This is a genomic window from Aeromonas sp. R5-1, assembly GCF_040908265.1.
Taxonomy (GTDB): Bacteria; Pseudomonadota; Gammaproteobacteria; order Enterobacterales; family Aeromonadaceae; genus Aeromonas; species Aeromonas caviae.
This window is the reverse complement of the sequence record NZ_JBFODJ010000035.1, coordinates 1-24,658: the sequence shown is the minus strand read 5'-3', so window position 1 is coordinate 24,658 and position 24,658 is coordinate 1. Positions and strand designations below refer to the sequence as shown.

Below are 24,658 nucleotides of genomic sequence, written 5' to 3'. Positions count from 1 at the left end.
CTTAAAAACGATCTCATTTCAACGTCTTTTCTCGTTTGAAATGCATCTAAATTCAATAAACAAGCAACATTACCCATTATCTATGCACTCACTCGCTTTGCAACCCCCTCTTCAAAAAGAAAAGCCAAACACAGACAACAAAGCGGCGCCCGATGCCATGCAACGTACAAAAAACCAAATTTACCATTTAATAAACAGCAAGATAGAAAATTAAAAAATAAACTACACAACAGCAAAAACACCATTTAAAGCCAGAAAAGTGAACACCAAGAATAGAAAACGTTTTTCTTGGATTGCATTTTTAGTCTATTTCACATCAAGGCGAAATGCCCCCCGCAGGGGAATATTGAGACCCAAACCCGTTACCCCTTGATGACATTTTTGTCGCAAGAGGGTGGCAGGCTTGTAAGAATGGCAGGATTTAGCGAGGTTCACTCAAAAAGTGATGATTAAGGCTCATTTCTACAAAAAAGTGACAAAAAACCCCGGCGGACCGGGGTTTGGCAACCAGTACGGGAGTCTGCACTCCCCCTGAAGACGGTTTATTTCAGACCGAGCACATCCTGCATATCATAGAGACCGGCCCCTTGCTGGCCGAGCCACTTGCCCGCCCGCACTGCACCGTTGGCGAAGGTCAGACGGCTGGAAGCCTTGTGGCTGATCTCGACCCGCTCGCCGATGTCGGCGAACATGACGGTGTGCTCCCCTACCAGATCGCCGGCGCGGATGGTGGCAAAGCCGATGGTGTTGCGATCCCGCTCACCGGTGATCCCCTCACGGCCATAGACGGCGCACTCTTTGAGATCCCGGCCCAGGGTTTTCGCCACCACTTCCCCCATGGAGAGCGCAGTGCCGGACGGAGCATCCACCTTGTGTCTGTGGTGCCCCTCGATGATCTCGATGTCGGTGTACTCCCCCATCACCCTGGCCGCCTGCTCCAACAGCTTGAACACCAGGTTGACCCCGACCGAGTAGTTGGAGGCGAAGACGATGCCGATCTGCTTGCCCGCCTCGTGCAGGGCCGCCTTGCCCGCCTCGTCAAAGCCGGTGGTGCCGATCACCATCTGCTTGCCATGCGCCAGTGCAAAGGCGAGGTTCGCCAGGGTCACCTCGGGGCGGGTGAAGTCGATGATGAGATCGAACTCGTCCTTCACCTTCTCCAGACTGTCGCTGATGATGACGCCAAGGCGCCCCAGGCCGTTGAGTTCACCCGCATCCAGACCTATCACGGCAGAGCCCGGTCGCTCCAGCGCCGCTCCCACCACCACGCCCTCGGCGTTGGCGATAGCCTCCAGCAGCACCTTGCCCATACGACCATTACAGCCCATCACGGCCACACGGATCGGATTGTCCATCTCCACCCTCTCATCTCTTTATTATGGAAAGAGACCGTTTTACCAGCCCGCGTCCCCTTTGAAAAGCCCGATCTGGCCCGCCAAACCACCCCGACATTTAAACGATAAATTCATTAAAAACAGAATAAATAACGGAATAACCAGACAAGTCAGAATCACGAAGCAAAAAGCCCTATCCATCTGGACGGCTATCTTGACCCGGGCGGGCCGACTCACTACTGTTGGCCCCCCATGGTGGCAGGATGCCCGCCCTGTGCCCGCCCTGGAGGCGCCACAGGCAACGACAGGAGGTCATTGTTCAAGTTTCGAGGAACACATGATCCAGACCCAACCCCGTGCCAGAGCCCTGCTGCCCCTTCTGGTCTTTCTTGCCCTCTTCATCGGTACCGGTACCTGGCTGACCCTGCAGGGGGTCGAGTTCGCCTTCTACCAGCTCCCAGCCCCCGTTGCCGCCCTGCCTGCCGTCATGCTGGCCCTGCTGATGGGACGCGAGGGGTTCAACAAGAACCTCGAGACCTTCTTCAAGGGGGTGGGCGAGAGCAACATCATGGCCATGTGCCTCATCTATTTGCTGGCGGGCGCCTTCGCCACCGTGGCCAAGGCCACCGGCGGGGTGGATGCCACGGTCGCCCTCGGCCTATCCCTCATTCCGGGCTGGTGCCTGCTGCCGGGGCTCTTCCTCATCTCTGCCTTCATTGCCACCGCCATGGGTACCTCCATGGGCACCATCGGCGCCGTGGCACCGGTGGCGCTGGGCGTCGCCCAGGCCGCCGGCATCGATCCGATGCTGATGGCGGGGACCATCCTCTCCGGCGCCATGTTCGGGGACAACCTCTCCATCATCTCCGACACCACCATCGCCGCCACCCGCAGCCAGGGCTGCGAGATGAAGGACAAGTTTCGCGAGAACATCAAGATTGCCGCCCCCGCCGCCGTGCTGGTGATCCTGTTCTATCTGGTGCTGGGCTCCACCGGTGAAGCGCCGGCCCCCACCGCCGAGGCGGACTTGCTCAAGGTCGCCCCCTATCTGCTGATCCTGGTGCTTGCCCTCTCTGGCATGAACGTCTTCATGGTACTGGGGCTCGGCATCCTGGCGGCCGGTGGCGTGGGGCTGCTTGATAGCTACTCCCTCGGCCAGTTCAGCAAGGACATTTACCAGGGCTTTACCAGCATGCAGGAGATCTTCCTGCTCTCCATGCTCATCGGCGGTCTGGGTGCCCTGATGGAACGCCAGGGGGGGCTCGCATGGATAAGTGAGCGCATCGCCGCCCTGATTGCCCGCTTCACCCGCCACCACGATGGCGAGCAGAACGAGAAGGCGGCCGAGCTCGGCATCGCCGGTGTGGTGAGCCTCACCAACCTGTGCACCGCCAACAACACCGTGGCCATCATAGTCGCGAGCAAGGTGGCCAGGGATCTGGCGGACCATCACGGGGTCACCCCGCGCCGCGCCGCCTCCATGCTGGACATCTTCTCCTGCGTGGTACAGGGGCTCATCCCCTGGGGCGCCCAGGCGCTGCTGCTGGGTTCCATCTTCGCCCTCTCGCCGATCCTGGTCGTGAGCATGAGCTTCTACCCCATGGCGCTGGCACTGGCCGCCATCGTGGCCGTCTTCCTCAAGCACCAGATGGGCGCAGTGGCTCCCGCCCCCCACCGCTCCTGACGCCCGACCTCAGGGGCCGCCCGGCTGGCGGCCCCGCCATCGGCTTTTCATCCCATCGGCCCCTTGCTAAGGTAGCGCCAGCCCACCTTTGCCCAGGAGTCCCCATGCCGGATACCCAACCCGAACGCCAGAACCTGCGCCAGCTCATTCGCCAGCGCAGAAAAAGCCTGAGCCAGGCCGAGCAGCAGGCGGCGGCCCAACAGCTGGTCGAGCGCTTCCAGGAACACCCCGGCATCCTCGCGGCCAGGCGCATCGCCCTCTATCTGGCCAACGACGGGGAGCTCGATCCCCTGCCCGCCATCCACTGGCTGTGGGCCCGGCAAAAGGAGGTCTACCTGCCGGTGCTGCACCCCTTCACCCCGGGTCACCTGCTCTTCTTGCGCTACACCGCCACCACCCCCATGGCCCGCAACCGCTACGGCATCGCCGAGCCCGAGCTCGACGTGCAGCAGGTGCTGCCCCACAGCATGCTGGACATCATCTGCACCCCGCTGGTGGCCTTCGATGAGGCTGGCAACCGCCTCGGCATGGGGGGCGGCTACTACGATCGCACCCTCGCCTGCTGGCACGAGCACCAGCTCGGCCCAAGACCCCTGGGGCTCGCCCACGATTGCCAGCAGGTGGATGCCGTCCCCCGGGAGCAGTGGGACGTGCCGCTCCCCCAGATCATCACCCCCAGCCGCAGCTGGCACTTTGCCTGATGAGACGGGGGCGCCCCCTTCGGTTCAATAAACAGGCAAACGATTTACATCTTGGGGATTTTTGCGCCGGAACGTGAGCACCATGGTCGCTCTGGGGGGGATGCTTGGATATAATGCGCCCGCTTTTTCCATAAGGATCCATCATGACTCAAGATGAAATGAAGAAGGCGGCCGGTTGGGCTGCGCTCAAATACGTGGTACCCGGCACCATCGTCGGGGTGGGCACCGGCTCTACCGTCAATCACTTCATCGACGCACTGGCGACCATGAAAGACCAGATCAAGGGCGCGGTGTCGAGCTCCATCGCCTCCACCGAGCGCCTCAAGGGTCTCGGCATCCCGGTGTTTGACCTCAACGACATCGATGCCCTCTCCGTCTACGTGGATGGTGCCGACGAGATCAACGCCAGCCGCGACATGATCAAGGGGGGCGGCGCCGCCCTGACCCGCGAGAAGATCGTCGCCGCCGTGGCCGACCAGTTCATCTGCATCATCGACAACACCAAGACCGTCGACGTGCTGGGCACCTTCCCCCTGCCGGTGGAAGTGATCCCCATGGCCCGCGAATACGTGGCCCGCGAGATCCGCGCCCTTGGCGGCAACCCGGTGTGGCGTGAAGGGGTGGTGACCGACAACGGCAACATCATCCTGGACGTCAAGGGCATGGCCATCACCGATGCCAAGGCTCTGGAAACCCGCCTCAACAGCATCGTGGGCGTGGTCACCAACGGCCTGTTCGCCCACCGTGGCGCCGACGTTGTGCTGATCGGCACCCCCGAGGGTGTGATCACCAACTAAGGCCTGCTCCCCGGACCTCCCCCTCCGGGCAAGCCCCCGCCCGGGTCAGTCAACCTGACTGCCCCAAATGGACAACGGCGCCTCATGGCGCCGTTTCTGGTTATCCCTCAATGGCTTGTAGCAGCACATCTGCAACAATCGTTGATAACTTCAAAGAATTTGACTTTCGTCACAAATATTCCCTCTCCCAAACGTTTTTGCTACTTTACGGTTTTCTTCACACTGCAAGCCTGAACGCATTTTTCAAAACAATAGAGGGAACGTCATGACAGTCAAGTTTTCGCTGGACAAGGATAAGATCAAGGTACTGCTGCTGGAGGGAGTCCATCCCAACACGGTGGAGACCTTTCGGGCAGCCGGCTACACCAATGTGGAATATCTGAAGACGTCCCTGTCGGAAGAGGAGTTGATCGAGCGCATTCGTGACGTGCATTTCGTGGGCCTGCGTTCACGCACCCAGATCACCGAGAAGGTGCTGGATGCCGCCACCAAGCTGGTGGCCATCGGCTGCTTCTGCATCGGCACCAACCAGGTCTCCCTCGACGCCGCCCACGTGCGCGGCATCCCCGTCTTCAACGCCCCCTTCTCCAACACCCGCTCCGTGGCCGAACTGGTACTGGGGGAGATCCTGCTGCTGCTGCGCGGCATTCCCGAGAAGAACGCCAAGTGCCATCGCGGCGTTTGGGAGAAGCTGGCCAACCGCAGCGTCGAAGCCCGCGGCAAGAAGCTCGGCATCATCGGCTACGGCCACATCGGCACCCAGCTTGGCATCATCGCCGAGATGATCGGCATGAAGGTCTATTACTACGACATCGAGAACAAGCTCTCCCTTGGCAACGCCATCCAGGTGCCGAACCTGGTGGAACTGCTCAACATGTCTGACGTCATCAGCCTGCACGTACCGGAAACCGCCTCCACCAAGGATCTCATCGGTGCAGAGCAACTTCGCATGATGAAACCGGGCGCCATCTTCATCAACGCCTCCCGCGGCACCGTGGTGGACATCGACGCCCTGGCCGACGTCATCAAGAGCGGCCACCTCTCCGGCGCCGCCATCGACGTCTTCCCGGTGGAGCCCAAGTCCAACAACGAGGAGTTCCTCACCCCGCTGCGCGGCCTGGACAACGTGATCCTGACCCCCCACATCGGCGGCTCCACCCAGGAAGCCCAGGAAAACATCGGTCTGGAAGTGGCCAACAAGCTGGTCAAATACTCCGACAACGGCTCCACCCTCTCCGCGGTCAACTTCCCGGAGGTCTCCCTGCCCGGCCACAAGGGCTCCAGCCGCCTGCTGCACATTCACCGCAACCAGCCCGGCGTGATGAACCAGATCAACCAGATCTTCGCCGACGAGGGGATCAACATCGCCGGTCAGTACCTGCAGACCAGCAGCGAGATCGGTTACGTGGTCATCGACGTCGAAACCGAGCACAGCGAGAAGGCCCTGGCCCGTCTCAAAGAGATCAATGGCACCATCCGTGCCCGGATCCTGCACTGATAAGCCCTTATCTGCGCAGCAAAAAGCCCGTCGTGATGACGGGCTTTTTTATGTCAGGAGAAAGGTTGCTCTCGTAACCTACCACCAGCCCAGCAGGTTGCGGCCCACCAGGGCGCCCCACACCAGGGCATTGAGGGCCAGAGCGATGAAGACGGCGGCGGAGCCCAGATCCTTGGCGCGGCCCGAGAGTTCGTGATGCTCGGAGCCGATGCGATCCACCACCGCCTCCACGGCGGAGTTGAGTACCTCGACGATCACCACCAGCCAGCTGATACAGACGAGCAGCAGGATCTCGTTGAGGGAGTCACCTATCCAGAATGCCAGCGGCATCAGCAGCAGGATGAGCAGCAGCTCCTGACGGAAGGCGGCCTCGTTGACCCAGGCCGATTTGAGACCTTTCATGCTGTAACCGGTTGCGTTGATGATGCGGGTGATCCCGGTCGCGCCTGGCTTTGCCACGATAACTACCTCATTTGAAATGGCTTTTGGGTTCACATCCTATCAGAGCCGCCCAAGGTTTCCATCGGGTGACTTTTGCTTTATTTTATTCCCTTGCATTTTGGCATCCCGCCCACCTTATCCACTCGAGAATTGAGTCGTATGTCCATTCACACCGATGAATTGCGCACCCGTCGCCTGGAGGCCCTGATCACCCCCAGCGAGCTGGCGCACGCCTTCCCGTTAACCGACACCATCGCCCAGAACCTGCTGGATGCCCGCCGCCAAGTGGAAGCCATTCTGTCCGGTGAAGATCAGCGCCTGCTGGTCATCGTCGGCCCCTGCTCCATCCACGATCCCGCCGCCGCTCACGAATACGCTCTGCGTCTGAACACACTGCGTGAAGAGTACAAAAAGAGCCTGTGCATCGTAATGCGCACCTACTTCGAAAAGCCGCGTACCATCGTCGGCTGGAAGGGGCTCATCAATGATCCGCGCCTGGACGGCAGTTTCGACGTCAATGAAGGGCTGAAACTGGCCCGCAAGCTGCTGGTGGACATCAACGAGACAGGCATGCCCACCGCCACCGAGTTCCTCGACATGGTGACCGGCCAGTACATCAGCGATCTCATCACCTGGGGCGCCATCGGGGCGCGCACCACCGAGTCCCAGGTTCACCGGGAGATGGCCTCCGCCCTCTCCTGCCCGGTGGGGTTCAAGAACGGCACCGACGGCAACACCCGCATCGCCATCGATGCGGTGCGTGCCGCCCGTCACAGCCACATCTTCTACTCCCCGGACAAGGACGGCAAGATGACCATCTACCGCACCGCCGGCAACCCCTACGGCCACGTGATCCTGCGCGGCGGCCACAGGCCCAACTACGACACCGCCAGCATCGACGAGGCGTGCGAGGCTCTGGCCCAGGTGGGCCTGCCGGAGCGCCTGGTGGTGGACTTCAGCCACGGCAACAGCATGAAGGATCACCGCCGCCAACTGCTGGTGGCCCAGGATATCTGCGATCAGCTGCGCCGCGGCCGCACCGGCATCGCTGGCATCATGGCCGAGAGCTTCCTGGTGGAAGGGCGTCAGGACGTGGAGAACGGCTGCGCCGCCACCTTCGGCCAGAGCATCACCGATGCCTGTCTGTCGTGGAGTGACACCGAAACCCTGCTGGCCATGCTGGCAGAAGCCGCTCAGGTGCGGCTGGACAAGCAGAAAGCCTGAACAACCGCTCAACGCTCTCTCTACCAATTCAAAGAGCCAGGCATCACGGATGCCTGGCTCTTTTCATGTCCACAGTGATTCACTCGCCCCCTTGGCTTCACTCAGCCTCTGCCGGTTTTCAATGCTGTATCCGTAGTCGACGGAACGGCTCCCTTCTCCCACTTGTTTTAAAAGAATGGGAGAAGGGCTGGGGATGAGGGGGAAGACCGCCTCAAAGACTCGGCATAAACCAGATGCGGCCGGCCGCCTCGATACGATCGGTGCGGATCTGGAACACCCGCTCCAGCAGCGCCTCGTCGATGATCCCGACGTCCCCTTCCCCCACCACGCGGCCCTGTTGCAGGCAGAGCACGCGATCCGCCCAATCGATGGCCAGATTGATGTCGTGGATGGCCACCACCACCAGCAATCCCTGCGCGGCCAGTTGCTTGAGCAGCCGCAGCAGCGCCATCTGGTGATGCAGATCCAGCCCCGCCAGGGGTTCGTCCAGCAGCAGCACCCGCCCGGTCGGGTTGAGGCTTGGCCACAGTTGCAGCAGAGTGCGGGCGATCAGCACCCGCTGCTGCTCCCCCCCGGACAAGCGGCTGAAGTCCCGTGCCAGCAGGGGCGCCAGTTCCAGGGCGTCGCACACATCCGCCACCGCCTGTGCCTGGGCATCGGGGCCCCCCTCCTCCAGCCCCAGGCTCAGCACCTGGAAGACCAGGATGTGGAACAGCTGGGGCTGGCGCTGGGGCAGCATGGCGCGCCGCGTTGCAAGCTCGGGCCAGCTCAGTGTCGTGATGACCTCTCCTCCCAGCAAGACGGCGCCATCGGCGGGCAGCAGGCCCGCCAGGGCCCCGAGCAGGGAGGACTTGCCGCTGCCGTTGGGGCCGAGCAGGGCCACCAGCTGACCACCGAACCAGGCCAGATCCAGGGGGGCGAGGCGATGGGGGATGGCCAGGGCGCGGGCCTCCAGCCGCCAGGGGGCGGGATCAGCGGGACACATCGGCATCTTGCCTCAGCAGCAGATAGATAAAGAGCGGGGCGCCCACCGAGGCGGTGATGACCCCGATGGGCAACTCACCGGCGTGCAGCGCCGAGCGGGCCACCAGATCGGCCCCGAGCAGCAGGGCGCCACCCCCAAGCGCCGAGGCGGGCAGCAGGAAGCGCTGATCGCTGCCACCGCACAGGCGCAGCAGGTGAGGCACTACCAGGCCGACGAAACCGATGACGCCGCACAGGGAGACCGCCACCCCGGTGAGCAGGCAGACCGCCAGCACCAGGCGTACCCGCATGCTGTCCACGTTCAACCCCATAAGGCGGGCCTGGGTCTCCCCCAGCAGCAGTTGTTGCAGTGCCCGCCCCTGCCAGCAGAGCCAGCCGAGGGTGAGGGGCAGCACCAGCCACCACCAGGCAAGCTGCTGGCTGCCGTAGGCGAGGCTGCCCATCATCCAGAACATGAATTCCCGCAAGGCGCCGTCGTCGGCGAAATACATCAGCCAGGTCATGGCCGCATTGGTGAGGATGCCGATGGCGACCCCGAACAGCAGCAGCCGCCCATGGCCGAGCCGTGCCCGGCGTGCGAGACGGATGAGCAGCATGGTCACCATCAGGGCGCCGCCAAAGGCCGCCAGCGACAGCCCCCAGCCCGGCAGATAGAGCCCGAGCCCCTTGGCCACCGCCATCGCCACCATGGCAGCCAGCCCAGCGCCGCTCGAGACGCCGAGCAGGCCGGGTTCCGCCACCGGATTGTGCAGCATCACCTGGAGCACGGCACCGCCGCAGGCAAGGGAGGCCCCCGCCAGCAGAGCCAGCAGGGCGCGCGGCAGGCGCAGCTCCAGCAGGATGCGCAGCTCCAGATCCCCCAGCGGCTGCCAGGGCAGCAGCACGAACTCCCCGAGGGCGAGGGAGAGCAGGAACAGGGCCAGGGTCAGCAGCGACAGCAGGAGCAGCCAGCGGCGCTGCCAGCGCTGCTGGCGACGGATGAGAGCGAGATACACGGGATCCCCAAGAAGCGAGGCCCGCCGGTGGGCAGGCAGGAAAGCTGCATGATAACAGCGCGTTACCACCCAAGGTCAAGGCTGGTAGGGCTTGGCCAGCGCCGCTATCTCGCCGCTCTCCACCATGGCTTGCAACGCCTGCGCCAGCTTGGGGCCCAGCTCATGGTGGGGTGAGTGCTTGCTCATCCCGAGGTAGAGCACCACCGGGTTGGGGGGCTGGAAGGGCGCCTTGACGAGGCCGGCGTCGTTGCGCTGGCTCAGGGCGTAATCCACCTGGCAGTCGGTCCCTATCATCAGGGGCAGGTGGCCCCGCTCCACCATGCGCTGCAACTGGTCTTCGGTGGGGACCCCGTGCTTGTCGAGCTGGGTGTCGCCATCGAAGGGGGGGAAGTAGGCGGAGTTGAGCACATAGCCTATCTCGCGGCCTCGCAGATCCTCGTAGCGCCTGAGACCTGCCACGGCGGCGGGCTTGCCATAGAAGGCAGGCCGGCACTGGTAATAGGACGGCTGCAGGTAGTCGATGAAGGCGGCCCGCTCCTCGGTGTGAGCCAGCCCTATCATCAGATCCACCTGACCGGTCTGCATCTGTTTGAGTGCCCGTCCCCAGGGCACCCGTTTGAGGGTGAGCACAATGCCGCTGCGTGCCTGCAACTGGCGCAGAATGTCGATATCCAGCCCCTGGAAGTCGTCGTTCTCTGCCAGCATGCGAAACGGCGGCCAGACATCGGTGGCCACCGTCAGGGTCGGCGCACCTTGCGCCCAGCAGGCAAACAACAGACAAAGCGCACCCCAGCTTGTCTTGCCCATCCAGCTTTCGCCTTCTTTTGTTACATCCTTGTGAGCTAAAAATACCCTCAAGCACCACTTATGAAAACCCATGGAGTCGAGATAAAATGCATTGATTTAAAAGGAGAACCTAATGAACCCCATCATGACCAGTATCGGCCTGCTCATCTGCAGCAACGTCTTCATGACGTTTGCCTGGTACGCCCATCTCAAGAGCATGAATCACAAACCCTGGATCATCGCCGCCCTGGTGAGCTGGGGGATAGCCCTGTTCGAATACCTGTTGCAGGTGCCCGCCAACCGCATCGGCCACACCGTGCTCTCCGTCGGCCAGCTCAAGATCCTGCAGGAGGTGATCACCCTCACCGTGTTCGTTCCCTTCTCCATCTTCTATCTGAAAGAAGATCTGAAGTGGGACTACCTCTGGGCGGGTCTGTGCATCCTGGGCGCGGTCTTTTTTGTGTTCCGCGAAAAACTGACCGGCGCCTGAGGCTGTACACTCAAGCCATTCATCATCCCCCAGCCCTTTGAGCGACGAGGCCCCTCATGGAATTGAGAGACATGCTGCAGATCCTGGCCAAACAAGACGGTTCCGATCTCTATCTCTCCACCGGCGCCCCCCCCTGCGCCAAGTTCAACGGCGCCCTGCGCCCCCTCACCCAGGAGCCTCTGGGGCCGGGCGAGGTGGCCCGCATCGCCTACGACATCATGGATCTCGAGCAGAAACAGCAGTTCGAGAAAGAGCTGGAGATGAACCTCGCCATCTCCCTGCCCCAGATAGGCCGTTTTCGGGTCAACATCTTCAAGCAGCGCAATGAAGTCTCCCTGGTGGCGCGCAACATCAAGACCGAGATCCCCCGCTTCGAGGATCTCAAACTCCCTCCGGTGCTCCTCGACACCATCATGGAGAAGCGGGGTCTGGTGCTCTTCGTCGGCGGCACCGGGTCCGGCAAGTCCACGTCGCTCGCGGCCCTCATCGATCATCGCAACCGCAACAGCGGCGGCCACATCATCACCATCGAAGATCCGGTGGAGTTCGTCCATCGCCACCAGAAGAGCATCATCAACCAGCGGGAGGTGGGGGTGGATACCCGCAGCTTCCACGCGGCCCTGAAGAACACCCTGCGCCAGGCGCCGGACGTCATCCTCATCGGCGAAATCCGCGATCGGGAGACCATGGAGCATGCCCTCGCCTTCTCGGAGACCGGGCATCTGGCCATCTCCACCCTGCACGCCAACAACGCCAACCAGGCGCTGGATCGCATCATCAACTTCTTCCCGGAAGAGCGCAGACCCCAGCTGCTCAACGACCTTGGCAACAACCTCAAGGCCTTTGTCTCCCAGCGGCTGGTGAAGACCACGGACGGCGGACGCCGGGCGGCGGTGGAGGTGATGCTCGGAACCCACACTGTGCGCGATCTCATCAAGCGCGGCGAGTTTGGCGGCCTCAAGGAGATCATGGAAAAATCCAGGGCCCTTGGCATGGTGACCTTCGACAGTACCCTGTTCGATCTGGTGGTCGAGGGGGTGATCGACGAGGAGGAGGCAGTGAAGAACGCGGACTCCCAGAACAACCTGCGCCTCAAGATCAAACTCTGGCGGGAGAAGGGCCAGATTGGCAACAGCGCGGCGGCGAGCGGCTGGAGCCTGGAGCCCACCAAGGACGAGGGCGACCTCTTCTGAGACGGGCCCGGCGGCCACGAAAAAGGGAACCCTCGGGTTCCCTTTTGCATGTGGGCAGGCATCACCCCTTCTGAATCAGCCCTATCTGGCCGGGCTCGCACCACTCGAACGTCACCTCTTCGTGCTTGCCGCAGCAGGAGCCGCCACACAGGCGGCTCTCCCGCTTGGCGACGCGCCCCTTGCGCATCCAGACCCCGAGCATGGCCTCTACCGCATCCTCGGAGGTGTGGAAGTGGCGGGCCAGCGCCCGCCGGCTCACCTTCTTGTGAAGGGCCAGATAGTCCCCCAGTTCACGCAGGATCACAGAATACCCTCCCTCTCGGCGCACTCGCCCCTGACCATGAGCCCCTTCACAGGGTCACCACCTTGCGGGCGACGATGTCGCCGTGACGACGCCCCAGCCACCAGAGCAGCACCAGGGAGAACAGATAGCTCAGGCTCCAGACCAGGCTCTGCGCCGGGTGGGCGGCGAAGGTCGCCAGTTGATAGAAGAGAGTGGCGCACAGGAAGGCGACGTAGTTGCACCAGGCGGCGGTGAACAGGGCCCACTGGCGACCTGTCTCTCGCACCAGAGCCCCCATGGCGGCGGCACAGGGCATGTAGAGCAGCACGAACAGCAGGTAGGCAAAGGCTCCGGCCACGCCGTCGAAGTGGGTCTGCATGTTGCCGTAGGTGGAGGTGTCCACCTCCTGGGCCTCGGCTGCCGCCTGCTTGTCCTCCAGATCCCCCACCTTGAGCCCCATGGGATCGGCGGGGTCGATGTCCGCCAGGTTGGCGGGAATGGTGGCCAGCGCCGCTTTCAGGCTGCCCAGCAGGGAGTATTCACTCTCCTCCTCATCACCGGCGCCGCCGGCGTAGAGGCTGTTGAGGGTAGCGACCACCGCCTCCTTGGCAAAGATGCCGGTGAGGATGCCCACCGTGGCCTGCCAGTTGTCGTCCCGCACGCCTATGGGATGCAGCACCGGGGTCACGGACTGGCTCAGCTTGCTCAGCACCGAGTTCTCCTGATCCTGGTTGCCGAAGCTGCCGTCGGTGCCGAGGGAGTTGAGCACGCTCAGCACCGCCACCATCAGGACGATGGTCTTGCCCGCGCCGAAGATGAAGCCCTTGAGTTTCTGCCAGGTGCGCAGCCCCACATCCACCGGACGGGGCCACTCGTAATCGGGCATCTCCATCACCATGGAGTCGCTCTTGCCCGGCAGCAGGGTGCTGCGCAGGAAGAGGCCGGTGAGCACCGCCACCAGGATGCCGAACAGATAGAGACCGAACACCAGGTTCTGCCCCGACTCGGGGAAGAAGGCCACCGCGAACAGGGCGTAGACCGGCAGACGGGCACCGCAGGACATGAAGGGTGCCATGGCCGAGGTCATCAGCCGCTCGCGCTCCGACCCCAGGGTGCGAGTCGCCATCACCGCGGGCACGGTGCAGCCAAAGCCCATCAGCATGGGGACGAAGGCCTTGCCGGGCAGGCCGAGGCGACGCATCAGGGCGTCCACCACGAAGGCGGCGCGGGCCAGATAGCCGGAGCTCTCCAGCACCGCGAGGAAGAGAAAGAGGCAGCCCACCACGGGGATGAAGGTCGCCACCGTCTGCAAACCGGCACCCACGCCGTCCGCGAGCACGGCCCCCAGCCAGTCGGGGGCACTCATCAGCCCCAGCAGGTGGTGCACTCCGTCCACGAACAGGGCTCCCCCGAGGATGTCGAAAAAGTCGATGAAGGCGCTGCCCACCTTGATGGCGAACATGAACATCAGGTACATCACCAGCAGGAAGAAGGGGATGCCCACCCAGCGGTTGAGCAGCACCCTGTCCAGCCGTTCGCTCTGGGCGACGGTGAGCTTGTCCTGATGACGGCACGCCTGCTGGCACCAGTGGTGGATATGGCCGTAGCGCAAATCAGCGAGTTGCAGGTCGATGTCCTGGGCGTGGTGGGCGCGGCTCACCACGTTGTCGGCCGCCGCCTGCTGCCCCGCCGCCAGGGTCTCCTGCATGGCGATGTCTTCCTCCAGCAGGCGCAGGGCGCGGCCACGGCGATGCAGATGATGGGGGGCGAGCAGAGTCTCCAGCTCGGCGATATCCCCCTCGAGGGGCTGACCGTAGTCGAGCACGAGGGCGGGCTGGGACTGGCCGATAAACTGGTGGATCCCCTCTTTGAAGGCCGCCACCTGCTGGCGATTGTGGGCCGAGAGCGACACCACGGGGCACCCCAGCGCCTTGGCGAGCAAGGCCTCGTCGATGGTGATGCGCCGCTTTTGCAGCAGATCCATCTTGTTGAGCACCACCACCATGGGCAGCCCCAGCTCCCGCAGTTGCAGGGTGAGGTAGAGGGAGCGCTCCAGGTTGGCGGCATCGATGACGTTGAGCAGCAGATCCGGTTGCTGGCGCTGGACGAAGCGACTGGCGATCTGCTCGTCCAGGCTCGCCTCCTGGTTGGCCAGGGCATAGATGCCGGGCAGGTCCACCAGGGTGTATTTCTGCCCGCGGGCAGCAAAGGCCCCCATCTTCTTGTCGACGGTGACCCCGCTCCAGTTCCCCACCTGCTGGCGGGAGCCGGTCAGGGCGTTGAACAGGGAGGTCTTGCCGCTGTTGGGATTGCCCACTGTGACCAGGTTGTAGCTCATACCGGCTCCACCTCGATTTGCTGGGCCAGACTCCGCTGCATGGAGAGGCAGATACCCTGGCACTGGATCTGGAGCGGGTCCCCCAGGGGGGCGGCCCGCAGATAGAGGATCTCGGTCTGGGGCAGCAGCCCCATCACCATCAGCTTGCGCCGCAAGGCGCGGCCAAGGTGGTTCATGTGCGTGATGCGAGCGCTCTGTCCCGGCGACAGCTCTGTGAGTACCATGACGGGCTCCTGAAGTTAAACAAGAATAATTCGCTTTTAATGGGGGGATTATAAGCTGTGCCCTCAACATTTATTTGCGTAAAATCAAACTCCGCTTAGCTAACCGACAAAGTATTGCCATGAGTCACGACAACAACAGCCGCTTGGTCTACAGCACGGACGGCGGCATGATCAAGGAATCCGCCCCCGCCCAGCACGCCTCCCCCTTCCCCGCCGACGGGGTCGTGCGCATCCGCCGCGAGACCAAGGGACGCAAGGGGGCCGGGGTCATCAGCATCCACGGCGTTCCCGCCGACCAGCAGAAGGCCCTTGCCACCCTGCTCAAGAAGAAGTGCGGTACCGGCGGCGGTCTCAAGGAGGGGATCATCGAGATCCAGGGGGACAAACGGGACCTTATCAAGGCCGAACTGGAGAAGGCCGGCTTTCAGGTCAAACTGGTGGGGGGATAATTCCCCATCCCGCGCCTTGCCTCACCGGGGGTTTTTCCCTAGAATGCCCGCTCCCATCGAGGGGGAGTAGTCTCGCCACGGGCCCGTTCCGTGCGCGATCCTGATCAACATACTTGGTGCCAACTCACCATGGTCAGGGTGATCCGGGCAATGCCGGATTTGACAAGACCTTTGACGGGCCAGTGCCAAAACCGGGGACGGATGGCGCAGGCTTGTCTTTGGTTTATAACAATTCCGTCCCCCGGTCATTTTTATGGAAGCCTTGTTAACCTCCACCATCAGCGTTGCCATCGCCGAGATCGGCGACAAGACACAGCTGCTGGCCCTGTTGCTCATCTGTCGTTTTCGCAAACCCTGGCCCATCATCGCCGGCATGCTGGCTGCCACCCTGCTCAACCACGCGGGTGCCGCCTGGATAGGGGAATTCATCAGTCGCTGGATGGATCCCAAGGTGATGACCTGGCTGGTCGCTGGCGCCTTCATCGCCATGGCCGCTTGGATCCTGGTGCCGGACAAGATGGATGATGAAGAGAGTTCCCTGGACAAGTACGGCCCCTTCATGGCCACCTTCGTGCTCTTCTTCATCGCCGAGATCGGTGACAAGACCCAGATAGCCACCGTGCTGCTGGCAGCCAAGTACGACTCCCTGATCCAAGTGATCACCGGTACCACCCTCGGCATGATGCTGGCCAACGTGCCCGTGGTGCTGCTCGGCAAGCTCGGGGCCGACAAGCTCCCCCTCAAGGGGATCCGCATTGCCTGCGCCATCCTCTTTGCGGGGCTTGGCATCTCCACCCTGATCTTCGCCTGACCTCCATAGAAGCCGGCGGGGGATCAGCGTGAGCACTGATCGCCACCGCCGCCCCGGACGTCCTTCAGGCCCCCTCCTCACGGCGGGGGCCTTTTTAGTGCAAAGACATGGCCCCGTGCCGCGACCTGTGTCGCAGCGCCGACTGCGCCCCTGCCCCAAGACGCGTCGCCGTGCCATAATGCCTTATCTTTCAGGCATCACGGCTTCAGGAGCCCCCATGCACCTCACCTCAAGACAGACCCTGCTCGACTGGGTCAGGCGCGGCCGCCTGCCACGGGCCTCGCTGCCTGCCGCCCTGGCCCTGTGCGATCTGCCCCCCGGCCCTGCCCGCTGGCAGTGGCTGTTCGACAGGCTGCTGCTCTGGCTCGGCTGCCTCTGCCTTGGCGCCGGCCTCGTCTTCTTCGTCGCCTTCAACTGGCAGGCCCTGGGGCGCCTCTCACGTCTCGCCCTGCTGGAGCTGCCGTTGCTCGCCATGCTCCTGGTGCTCTGGCGCAAACCCATGAGTGACACCCCGCGCCAGGCCCTGCTGCTGGCCCTGGCCCTCAACCTCGGCGCCCTGCTCGCCCTGGTGGGCCAGACCTACCAGACCGGCGCCGACCCCTGGCAGCTCTTCGCCACCTGGGCCCTGATGCTGCTGCCGCTGGCGGCCCTTGGCAGAAGCCCGCTGCTCTGGACCCTGGCCTGGCTGCTCGGTCAGCTCGCCCTGGTGCTCTACTGGCGGCTCGGCCTTCTCGATCTCTTCTTCTCCTTCAACGAGGAGGCCCTCGGCTGGTGCCTGACCCTGCTCAACGCCGCCCTCTGGGGTCTGCTCATCCTGGTGCCCGCCCGCTACGCCCTGATGCCCTCCTGGCTCGCGGGGCTGGCCGCGGGGCTCGGCATCACCCTGCTTACCCTGCTGGCCCTGTTCGATGCCGCCTCTCCCTGGGTCTGGCCTGCCTGGCTCGCCTGGCTCGGCGCCGCCTACCTGCGCTGGCACCACAGGTTCATCGCCGGGCTCACCATGGGGTGCCTGAGCCTTATCGCCGTCATCCTCGCGGCCCTTGGCAAGTGGATGGAGCCGGACATGAACGGCTTTTTGCTGCTGGCCCTCATCGCCATCGGCCTGTCGGTGATGGCCAGCCGCTGGCTGCAACAACAACGGAGGCAGCATGTCTGATCTCACCCCCTGGGAGCGCCTGCGTGCAGCCCAACTTGTGGAAGGGGATGCCCCCCGGGATGAACAGCCCCACTGGTCGGGCCGTTTTCTGCTCGGCATGGTGGGCTGGATAGCCGCCCTCTTCCTGCTCTTCTTCCTCTTCATGGCCTTCGAGCAGCTGACCCGCGACCCCAACAACGCCCTCACCATGGGGATGGTGCTGATGGCCGCCGCCCTCGGTCTCAACCGCATGGCGACCCGCAGCGATCTCTGGGATCAGTTCGTGCTGGCGCTGGCGCTGGCGGCAGATGCCTGGCTGCTCTACGGCCTGCTGGACAGGCTGGATCTGAACGTCGCGTGGCTCTGGTTCGGTCTGACCGCCTTCTCCCTTGGGGTGGCCGCCCTGTTCGAGCACTGGCTGATCAGGCTGTTCCACAGCTTCGCCGCCGCCATCCTGCTCACCCTCGCCCTCGCCTGCCTCGGCCTGCACCTGCTGGCCCTGCCGCTGGTGATGGGCGCCGTCGCCCTGTGCTGGCTGCAGGCGGAGCGCGATCCCGCCCGCCATCTGCTCTATGAATCCCTCACCCTGGGGCTGGCACTCTCCCTGCTGGTGCTGGGACGGCTGCACCACCCCCTGTGGGAGGGAGGCACCAGCGTGCTCAATGAGCTCGGCAGCTCCCGCCTGCCCCTCTGGCTCAATCCCCTGCTCTGCGCAGCCCTGCTGCTCGCGGTCATGGTTCGCCTCAGGCTGCCGCTGCGCTACGGGCTGCCGCTGGTGGTGATCAGCGCCATCATTCCCGGCATGGGGGCTGGCGCCCTGGTGCTGGTGCTCGGCTTCTACGCCGGCAGCCTGGCCCTGATGACCCTGGCAGGCCTGCTGCTGCTCGGCTTTGGCTCCCTCTATTACTACGATCTGGGGCTGACCCTGATGACCAAGTCCTGGCTGCTGCTCGCCTCGGGGGCCCTGCTGCTCGGTACCCGTCAGTGGCTCAAGCACCTTCACCACAGGAGCCCCTCATGAGACGCCTCGCCTTTTTGCTGACCGGTCTTGCCCTGCTCGCCGGCATCAACGCCACCGTCTGGCGCTTCGAGCACGCCATGAGCCAGGGGGAGGTGGTGCTGATCGAGCTGGCACCGGTCGACCCCCGCTCCCTGATACAGGGGGACTACATGCGCCTGAACTACGCCCTCGCCCGCCAGCTGGCGGGCCGCCAGGCCGCCGTCGGCCCCCACACCCTGGTCGTTCGCCTGGATGAACATCAGGTGGTGCACTGGGTAGAAGAGGGCAAGCCCGAGGCCCCTGGCCCGGGGGAGCGTCTGCTCAAGGTGCGCCAGCGCGACGGCCAGTGGTTTATCGGGCCTGACGCCTTCTTCTTCGAAGAGGGCACGGGAGATCAATATGAGTCTGCCCGCTACGGCGAGTTTCGTCTGCAGGAGGATGGCAGCACCCTGCTGGTGGGGCTGAGGGATGAGGCGTTCACCCCTCTAGGTCACACCCGCCCGACCTGGTAAAAAGAGGCGCCGACACGGTTGTGAGTGGCGAGAGAATGACGGCCCCCGGCGGATAACGTCTTCGCCGGGTGGCGAAACGCCGTGACTTGGCAACACTTGAAACTGGGCACTCGGCAGCAGGACGGTCAGGATGAACATAGACATTGCAGTCCCCCTTCGCAGACTGGTCGCCTGCGCCGCCCTCGCGGCCATGGTCTGGGGCACTCCCGTGACCCAGGACAGCCCGGCGCTCGCCAGCCTGCACTACCTCACCGAAGAGTACAAACCCTACAACTTCACCGGGGAGGATGGCTCCCCGACCGGCTTTGCCATCGACCTGCTGCACCTGGTGTGGCAAAAGACCGGCACCCCTGTCCAGCCCGTCAGCATCCTCCCTTGGGCCAGGGGCTACTACCTGCTGACCCAGAAACCCAATGTGGTGCTCTTCTCCACCGCCCGCACCGAGGCGCGCAATCCCCTGTTTAAGTGGGCCTGCCCCATCGGCTATGCCGAGATAGTGTTGATGGGGCTCGCCAGTCGCCCCCTGACCCTGACCAGGCAGGAAGATGCCCAGCGCTACACCATAGGCGCCGTGCGATCCGATGTGGGGGAGCAACTGCTGCTCAACGCCGGCTTCGACGAGCAGAAGATCATGACCGCCAACCGCCTCTCCCAGGCCCTGCGCATGCTCACCTCGGGCCGGGTCTAGCTGATCTCCAGCAACAAGTCCACCCTGCTGGATCTCATCAAGACCCAGCAGCTGGATCCCGCCCAGTTCGAGGTGCGCTGGATGTTGAGCTCCGAGCAGTACTGCTTCGCCTTCAGCCACCCGGTTGACGATGCCCTGGTCAGGGAGTTCCAGATCGGCCTGACCCAGGTGCTGGCCAGCAGCGACTTCCAGCAGCTCCAGCACAAATACTTCCCCTCCCCCTGATCCCTTCCCCCGCCAGGGCCGCCAAGGCCCCGGCCCGCCTTTGAGCCAGCGCACGAAACCCGTTTAATGTTCGCCACTTGCGACGACAAGGGGTGACGCAGACCGTCCTGGGTCCGTAATATAGGGCGCAGGAGCCTGTTGGCCCCTTTTTCACGGCAAGGGGCAGGGCGCACGGTGGCAGCGACAGTCAGGGGCGGCAGCGTGCCCGCTGGCCGCCTTCATCGGGCAGCGCCGCACTCACGCCCTTCCCCGCCATCTCTGCGATCTCTTGGGAATACACATGCACAACACAGCGAAATGGTTGATGAGTCTCTCGGTCTGCGCCCTTCTGATGGCCTGCGGCGGTGACAAGACCACCGGCAAGGCCTGTCTCGGGTCAAACAACGACACCCTGGTGGAGGGGATGCAGGACAAATGCAAGGCGGGGGACATTGTCGCCACCAAGCACCCGGCCTATTTCTGCGATTTCAACTACGCGGTCACCTTCAACAGCTACAACTCCGCGATTTGTGTCTACTCCGGTGGTCTGAAACCGGAGAGAACCACGGAAAAATCATGACTGGCGACCCATTTCCCCCGTCTGACACGAAGAAGGCGGCAGTATATGTGGTCGATGCCCGGGCGGCGGTACCGCCCAGGCCATCCGGGGGCGGCTTCGCCCCTATTTCACCCGCATCAGACGGTGATGCTGCCCGGCGCACTCGAGCTGGAGCACCTGGGATCGGGCCATGGCCTCCACCCTGGCCAGCATCTCGGCGCTGTAGCCCTTGCGGCGCATCCATTGCAAGGGCTCCTCGAAGCCCCCTTCGTTGACCACGAAGGTATCTGTGTAGGACTCCTTGACGATGCTGACCACCCAGATACGCTGCTGAAACTCGCAGAGTCCGGCCACCAGGGTGCCCGCCCGCCCGGCCAGGGCGCGCACACGGCGGGCAAGAAGATGAACCATGGTATGGGCTCCGAACTGATAAAAGGGAAAACAGACTGGCACCCGGGTGGACGCGCCACCCTGTGCCCTCTCAACCCGCCCCGCTGCTATCGCGGGGCAGACACCTGACTGGAAGGAGGTGGGTTCCCGCCCTCCCCTGCAGCCCGGCGCTGGCGCTTGACCGCATACATGCTCGCATCGGCCCGGTTCAGCGCCTCCTCGACGCTGACCTCGGCCGGCATCACGGCCACCGCCCCCACGCTGGCACCGGGATAATGGATCACCTTGTCCCCCACCGACAGTGACAGCACGCTGTGCTCGAACAGGCGCTGGCGAAACGCCGCCACCGCCCCGTCCAGCGTGTCGGAGGCCGGGAAAGGCCCCATGCCCACGGCCACGAACTCGTCCCCCCCAAAGCGGGCCAGCAGATCGCCGCCGCGCAGGGTCTCGCTCAGTTGCCGCGCCATGGCGGTGAGCAGCCTGTCCCCCGCCTCGTGGCCATGCTCGTCGTTGATGGCCTTGAAGCCATCGAGATCCACAAAGGCGATGAGCACCGGATGCCCCGCCCGCTCCGACAACGAGAAGAGGCGGGTGAGCTCCAGCATCAGAGCGCGGCGATTGGGGAGCCCGGTGAGGGGGTCGGAGAGGGCCAGGCGCGAGAGCTCGTCGTTGGCCTGCTGCAATTGCCGCAGCAGTTGCTCCCGCTCCACCTGTTCGGCAATCAGGTGCGCGAAGAAGGCGATGAGCTGCTGCGCCCCCGCCACCGCGGGCTTTTGTTCGGTACTGGCGCCGCACAGGGTGCCATAGAGGGAGCCGGTCGAGGTGCGCACCGGGCTGCTCAGATAGGAGCGAATGCCGAGCTCGCTGGCCGCCTGGGAGTCCCCCCACAGAGCGGCGACGTCGTCGGTGTAGCCAATCTCATCGTCGATGGCACGGCGACACAGGGTATCGCTCCACTCCACCGTCATCCCCTCGGGGATCTGCAGCCCGGCCGCATTGCGGGCAAACAGAACATGCTGGCTGCTTTGCCCGAGGTCAATCTCGGTGAGATAGGTCGACTCCAGCCCGGTCACCGACGCCAGCATCTCCAGCAAAGGGCGGGTCAGGCTCTCCAGATCCCGCGCCTTGATCACTTGCTCCGAGAGCGCCAGCAATAACTTGTCCATGCCTACCTCCACAACTGCGTGCATCTGATGGGCGACCACCTTAGCCAACTCGGGGCGGGCCCGACAAGCGGGAGACCACGATTGACCGGGGGAAAGATCGATTTGTTCACATTTTGGCATAACCGGACCCCAAGCGGCGTCGCCATGCGAAACACAGGGATACAACCCTGCCCTCGCCCCTGGGTGCCGGGTCGATTCCCGCCGCGTATTCGCCCACGGTCACCATCCCCTCTCCCCTTGAGGGAGAGGGTCAGGGTGGGGGGTCACTCACCGTCATTTGGCATGGCTACGCCGTAGGGTCGGTAGGGTCGATTAGCGAAGCATCATCGTCCGCAGTAACCATCCCCTCTCCCCTTGGGGGAGAGGGTTAGGGTGAGGGGTCGCTCACCTGATTGGCACGGCGCCACCATGTAGGGTCGATTAGCGGAGCGTAATCGTCCGCGGTAACCATTCCCTCGCCCCTTGGGGGAGAGGGCTAGGGTGAGGGGTCGGTAACGTCATTGCCTGGCGAATGCCGCCCCACGCCTCAATGGCACGGCTTCGCCGCGCAGGACGCGAGGGCGCTGCCCTCGACGGAATTTCGCCCGCCAGCCTCGGCGACTTCGGTTTGCTCCCCTCTCCCCTTGGGGGAGAGGGCTAGGGTGAGGGGTCGGTAACGTCATTGCCTGGCGAATGCCGCCCCACGCCTCAATAGCACGGCTTCGCCGTGCAGGACACGAGGGCGCGGCCCTCGACGGGGTTTCGGCTTTGTCCCCTCTCCCCTTGGGGGAGAGGGCTAGGGTGAGGGATGGGTAACGGCATTGCCTGGCGAATGCCGCCCCACGCCTCAATGGCACGGCTTCGCTGCGCAGGACACGAGGACTCTGTCCTCGACGGGGTTTCGCCCGCCAGCCTCAGCGACTTCGGTTTGATCCCCTCTTCCCTTGGGGGAGAGGGTTAGGGTGAGGGGTCGGTAACGTCATTGCCTGGTGCAATGTCGTCCCACGCCTCAATGGCACGGCTTCGCCGCGCAGGACACGAGGACGCCGTCCTCGATGGGGTTTCGCCCGCCAACCTCGGCGACTTCGGTTTGATCCCCTCTCCCCTTGCGGGAGAGGGTTAGGGTGAGGGGGCGGTAACATCATTGCATGGCGAATGCCGCCCCACGCCTCAATGGCACGGCTTCGCCGTGCAGGACACGAGGACCCCGTCCTCGATGGGATTTCGCCGCCGCTGCGCGGCTGGGGCGAGTGACTTTGGAAAGACCCAAAGTCACCAAAGGTCTTCTCCCCCGCTTGTTCGCCCTCCTGCGTCGGGTTCCCTCGGCTCACCCGTTTGTCCCACGGCACGCGCCGATGGGCCATCCCTGGCCCAGCGACGCTCGCTCTGCATCCTGCCTCGCGGCCTGGACAAACGGTCTCACCTCGGCGAACAACAGGGGGCAACACCCAACCCGCGGCACCGAGGCCGGTTAACAGGCATAGGGTGCACCAAGCGCAGCGCATTGCACCTCGGTAACCGTATCCAGCCTGTTCGGAGCACAGATCGGGCGGGTTGTTATCTCACAGCCCCCCTCGCCCACCCCGTGACGAGAGCAGATTGTCGCACCTATGCAACAATCGCCATCAACATGATTGCATAAATGAAAAAATCATGGTGGGTACAACGGCAAGCAGCAGATATCTCTATCAAGAAACGGCTTTATATTGAAGGCCCGATAGTGAATATTTCACTGTAATAAAGGCGTTGTTGCTCAAATCAGGGAACTATCCCGCAGTTTGGTGATCTGATCTCTTAGGTTCACCACCGGGAGCGCCAGATGGGCAAGTCCAAGCACAAGATCAGCAACTGGAAACAGTACAACCAAGCCTTGGTGCAACGTGGTTCGTTGACCGTCTGGATGGATGAGCAAGCCATCCAGCAGTGGCATTGCCAAACCCATCATGGCCGCCGGGGGCGAGGCTTCCATTACAGCGACTCTGCCATTGAAACCGCGCTGATGCTCAAGGCGGTATTCAAGCTACCGCTGCGTGCCTTGGAAGGCTTCATCAACTCGCTGTTCAAGCTGATGAAGGTGCCCTTACAGTCGCCGGACTACAGCTGTATCAGCAAGCGTGCCAAGACGGTCGAAATCAAGTACCGCCTACCGAGCCATGGCCCGGTGGCTCACCTCGTCATCGATGCCACCGGACTCAAGGTCTATGGCGAGGGCGAATGGAAAATTCGCAAGCACGGCAAGGAGAAACGCCGCGTCTGGCGCAAGCTTCACCTGGCCGTAGATGCGGCGACCCATGCCATCGTCGCAGCCGAAGTCAGCCTGGAAACGGTGGGCGATAACGAGGTGCTGCCCACGCTGCTCAACCCCTTGCGCCGCAAGATAGAACAAGTCAGCGCCGATGGTGCTTATGACACCAGAGCCTGTTATGCCCTACTGCAAAAGAAGGGCATCAAGGCCACCATACCGCCGAGAAAGAATGCGGCATTCTGGAAGAAAGGCCATCCACGCAACGAGGCGGTTGCCGCGCTCAAGGCAGGAGAACTGGAGCAATGGAAAAAGGACTCTGGCTATCATCAGCGCTCGATAGCTGAGACCGCCATGTATCGCTTCAAGCAGCTCATCGGTCCGAAACTGAGTCTGCGGAGCTACAACGCCCAGGTGGGTGAGATCCTGGCCGGGGTGAAAGTCATGAACAAGGTCATAGGGCTTGGTATGCCTATTCGGCAGGCCGTCAACTAAGCCCGCCCGGCGGGTTGGGGAGCGAGTATCCGACTTTGGATTTGATCAACAAGGCC

The 24,658-nt window shown here is 63.3% G+C and carries 24 protein-coding genes and 1 pseudogene; 15 read left to right on the top strand and 10 right to left on the bottom strand.

Features of this window, described 5'->3' with window-relative positions; translation table 11 throughout:
- Positions 1 to 542: 542 nt before the first annotated feature.
- Positions 543 to 1,355: a 4-hydroxy-tetrahydrodipicolinate reductase gene (gene dapB / locus AB5Y64_RS04705; protein ID WP_010675190.1), complete on the bottom strand. Its 813-nt coding sequence runs from the start codon at positions 1,353 to 1,355 to the stop codon at positions 543 to 545.
- A gap of 316 nt (positions 1,356 to 1,671) precedes the next feature.
- Between dapB and AB5Y64_RS04700 the strand changes: the two genes are divergently transcribed.
- The 4 genes from AB5Y64_RS04700 (at position 1,672) to serA (ending at position 6,014) form a co-directional block, all read left to right on the top strand.
- A complete protein-coding gene (locus tag AB5Y64_RS04700) occupies positions 1,672 to 3,018 on the top strand; it encodes a Na+/H+ antiporter NhaC family protein (protein ID WP_052816483.1) in 1,347 nt (448 codons plus the stop codon).
- A 104-nt stretch (positions 3,019 to 3,122) separates the two neighbouring features.
- Entirely contained in the window at positions 3,123 to 3,719 is a 597-nt protein-coding gene (locus AB5Y64_RS04695) for a 5-formyltetrahydrofolate cyclo-ligase (protein WP_368203366.1), read from the top strand.
- A gap of 143 nt (positions 3,720 to 3,862) precedes the next feature.
- Positions 3,863 to 4,516 carry a ribose-5-phosphate isomerase RpiA gene (gene rpiA / locus AB5Y64_RS04690; RefSeq protein WP_039040383.1) on the top strand — a complete coding sequence of 218 codons (654 nt, stop codon included), beginning with the start codon at positions 3,863 to 3,865 and terminating at the stop codon, positions 4,514 to 4,516.
- 265 nt (positions 4,517 to 4,781) lie between these two features.
- Positions 4,782 to 6,014, top strand: coding sequence for a phosphoglycerate dehydrogenase (gene serA, locus AB5Y64_RS04685; RefSeq protein ID WP_113977420.1), 1,233 nt, complete (start codon positions 4,782 to 4,784; stop codon positions 6,012 to 6,014).
- A gap of 78 nt (positions 6,015 to 6,092) precedes the next feature.
- Here serA and AB5Y64_RS04680 read toward each other — a convergent pair whose 3' ends face one another.
- Positions 6,093 to 6,473, bottom strand: coding sequence for a diacylglycerol kinase (locus tag AB5Y64_RS04680; RefSeq protein ID WP_052816484.1), 381 nt, complete (start codon positions 6,471 to 6,473; stop codon positions 6,093 to 6,095).
- Positions 6,474 to 6,614: 141 nt separating this feature from the next.
- Here AB5Y64_RS04680 and AB5Y64_RS04675 point away from each other — a divergent pair, with 141 nt between their 5' ends.
- Positions 6,615 to 7,679 (top strand): 3-deoxy-7-phosphoheptulonate synthase, encoded by a 1,065-nt coding sequence (locus tag AB5Y64_RS04675; RefSeq protein ID WP_113977416.1) that lies wholly within the window; start codon positions 6,615 to 6,617, stop codon positions 7,677 to 7,679.
- Between the two features lie 211 nt (positions 7,680 to 7,890).
- On the opposite strand, the gene AB5Y64_RS04670 is transcribed toward AB5Y64_RS04675, so the two are convergent.
- The 3 genes from AB5Y64_RS04670 to AB5Y64_RS04660 all read right to left on the bottom strand — a co-directional run bounded on the left by AB5Y64_RS04670 (position 7,891) and on the right by AB5Y64_RS04660 (position 10,465).
- Entirely contained in the window at positions 7,891 to 8,664 is a 774-nt protein-coding gene (locus tag AB5Y64_RS04670) for an ATP-binding cassette domain-containing protein (RefSeq protein WP_368203375.1), read from the bottom strand.
- A complete protein-coding gene (gene btuC / locus AB5Y64_RS04665) occupies positions 8,651 to 9,658 on the bottom strand; it encodes a vitamin B12 ABC transporter permease BtuC (protein ID WP_202044469.1) in 1,008 nt (335 codons plus the stop codon). Before btuC ends, AB5Y64_RS04670 begins: the two co-directional genes overlap by 14 nt.
- Positions 9,659 to 9,733: 75 nt before the next feature.
- Entirely contained in the window at positions 9,734 to 10,465 is a 732-nt protein-coding gene (locus AB5Y64_RS04660; protein WP_069785238.1) for an ABC transporter substrate-binding protein, read from the bottom strand.
- Between the two features lie 112 nt (positions 10,466 to 10,577).
- On the opposite strand from AB5Y64_RS04660, the gene AB5Y64_RS04655 reads away from it, so the two are divergent.
- Both AB5Y64_RS04655 and tapW read left to right on the top strand, forming a co-directional pair.
- The gene (locus AB5Y64_RS04655) at positions 10,578 to 10,934 is read left to right on the top strand and encodes a DMT family protein (protein WP_010675200.1); all 357 of its coding nucleotides are present in this window, start codon (positions 10,578 to 10,580) and stop codon (positions 10,932 to 10,934) included.
- A gap of 56 nt (positions 10,935 to 10,990) precedes the next feature.
- Positions 10,991 to 12,127 carry a type IVa pilus ATPase TapW gene (tapW, locus tag AB5Y64_RS04650; protein WP_029314740.1) on the top strand — a complete coding sequence of 379 codons (1,137 nt, stop codon included), beginning with the start codon at positions 10,991 to 10,993 and terminating at the stop codon, positions 12,125 to 12,127.
- 61 nt (positions 12,128 to 12,188) lie between these two features.
- On the opposite strand, the gene AB5Y64_RS04645 is transcribed toward tapW, so the two are convergent.
- The 3 genes from AB5Y64_RS04645 to AB5Y64_RS04635 are packed head-to-tail and all read right to left on the bottom strand — an operon-like array spanning position 12,189 to position 14,972.
- Positions 12,189 to 12,431: a FeoC-like transcriptional regulator gene (locus AB5Y64_RS04645; RefSeq protein WP_010675202.1), complete on the bottom strand. Its 243-nt coding sequence runs from the start codon at positions 12,429 to 12,431 to the stop codon at positions 12,189 to 12,191.
- 46 nt (positions 12,432 to 12,477) lie between these two features.
- Positions 12,478 to 14,748 carry a Fe(2+) transporter permease subunit FeoB gene (feoB, locus tag AB5Y64_RS04640; RefSeq protein WP_223954075.1) on the bottom strand — a complete coding sequence of 757 codons (2,271 nt, stop codon included), beginning with the start codon at positions 14,746 to 14,748 and terminating at the stop codon, positions 12,478 to 12,480.
- Positions 14,745 to 14,972, bottom strand: coding sequence for a FeoA family protein (locus tag AB5Y64_RS04635; protein WP_010675204.1), 228 nt, complete (start codon positions 14,970 to 14,972; stop codon positions 14,745 to 14,747). Before AB5Y64_RS04635 ends, feoB begins: the two co-directional genes overlap by 4 nt.
- A gap of 119 nt (positions 14,973 to 15,091) precedes the next feature.
- On the opposite strand from AB5Y64_RS04635, the gene AB5Y64_RS04630 reads away from it, so the two are divergent.
- The 7 genes and pseudogenes from AB5Y64_RS04630 (at position 15,092) to AB5Y64_RS04600 (ending at position 20,351) form a co-directional block, all read left to right on the top strand.
- A complete protein-coding gene (locus AB5Y64_RS04630; RefSeq protein WP_039041208.1) occupies positions 15,092 to 15,421 on the top strand; it encodes a translation initiation factor in 330 nt (109 codons plus the stop codon).
- A 253-nt stretch (positions 15,422 to 15,674) separates the two neighbouring features.
- Positions 15,675 to 16,232 (top strand): TMEM165/GDT1 family protein, encoded by a 558-nt coding sequence (locus tag AB5Y64_RS04625; protein ID WP_010675206.1) that lies wholly within the window; start codon positions 15,675 to 15,677, stop codon positions 16,230 to 16,232.
- A 217-nt stretch (positions 16,233 to 16,449) separates the two neighbouring features.
- A complete protein-coding gene (locus tag AB5Y64_RS04620) occupies positions 16,450 to 17,388 on the top strand; it encodes a DUF2157 domain-containing protein (RefSeq protein ID WP_223954077.1) in 939 nt (312 codons plus the stop codon).
- Positions 17,381 to 18,388 carry a DUF4401 domain-containing protein gene (locus AB5Y64_RS04615; RefSeq protein WP_103242925.1) on the top strand — a complete coding sequence of 336 codons (1,008 nt, stop codon included), beginning with the start codon at positions 17,381 to 17,383 and terminating at the stop codon, positions 18,386 to 18,388. The genes AB5Y64_RS04620 and AB5Y64_RS04615 overlap by 8 nt, the downstream gene beginning before the upstream one ends.
- On the top strand, positions 18,385 to 18,879 hold the full coding sequence (locus tag AB5Y64_RS04610) for a GDYXXLXY domain-containing protein (protein WP_324034510.1): 495 nt from the start codon (positions 18,385 to 18,387) through the stop codon (positions 18,877 to 18,879). The genes AB5Y64_RS04615 and AB5Y64_RS04610 overlap by 4 nt, the downstream gene beginning before the upstream one ends.
- A gap of 190 nt (positions 18,880 to 19,069) precedes the next feature.
- Positions 19,070 to 19,792, top strand: a pseudogene (locus tag AB5Y64_RS04605) (substrate-binding periplasmic protein).
- Between the two features lie 280 nt (positions 19,793 to 20,072).
- Positions 20,073 to 20,351, top strand: a complete 279-nt coding sequence (locus tag AB5Y64_RS04600; RefSeq protein ID WP_029314742.1) for a hypothetical protein — start codon at positions 20,073 to 20,075, stop codon at positions 20,349 to 20,351.
- Between the two features lie 102 nt (positions 20,352 to 20,453).
- On the opposite strand, the gene AB5Y64_RS04595 is transcribed toward AB5Y64_RS04600, so the two are convergent.
- Positions 20,454 to 20,741, bottom strand: coding sequence for a hypothetical protein (locus AB5Y64_RS04595; RefSeq protein ID WP_324034511.1), 288 nt, complete (start codon positions 20,739 to 20,741; stop codon positions 20,454 to 20,456).
- 86 nt (positions 20,742 to 20,827) lie between these two features.
- Positions 20,828 to 21,886 (bottom strand): GGDEF domain-containing protein, encoded by a 1,059-nt coding sequence (locus AB5Y64_RS04590; RefSeq protein WP_368203361.1) that lies wholly within the window; start codon positions 21,884 to 21,886, stop codon positions 20,828 to 20,830.
- A gap of 1,798 nt (positions 21,887 to 23,684) precedes the next feature.
- On the opposite strand from AB5Y64_RS04590, the gene AB5Y64_RS04585 reads away from it, so the two are divergent.
- On the top strand, positions 23,685 to 24,602 hold the full coding sequence (locus AB5Y64_RS04585) for an IS5-like element ISEc35 family transposase (protein ID WP_113979304.1): 918 nt from the start codon (positions 23,685 to 23,687) through the stop codon (positions 24,600 to 24,602).
- Positions 24,603 to 24,658: the final 56 nt, after the last annotated feature.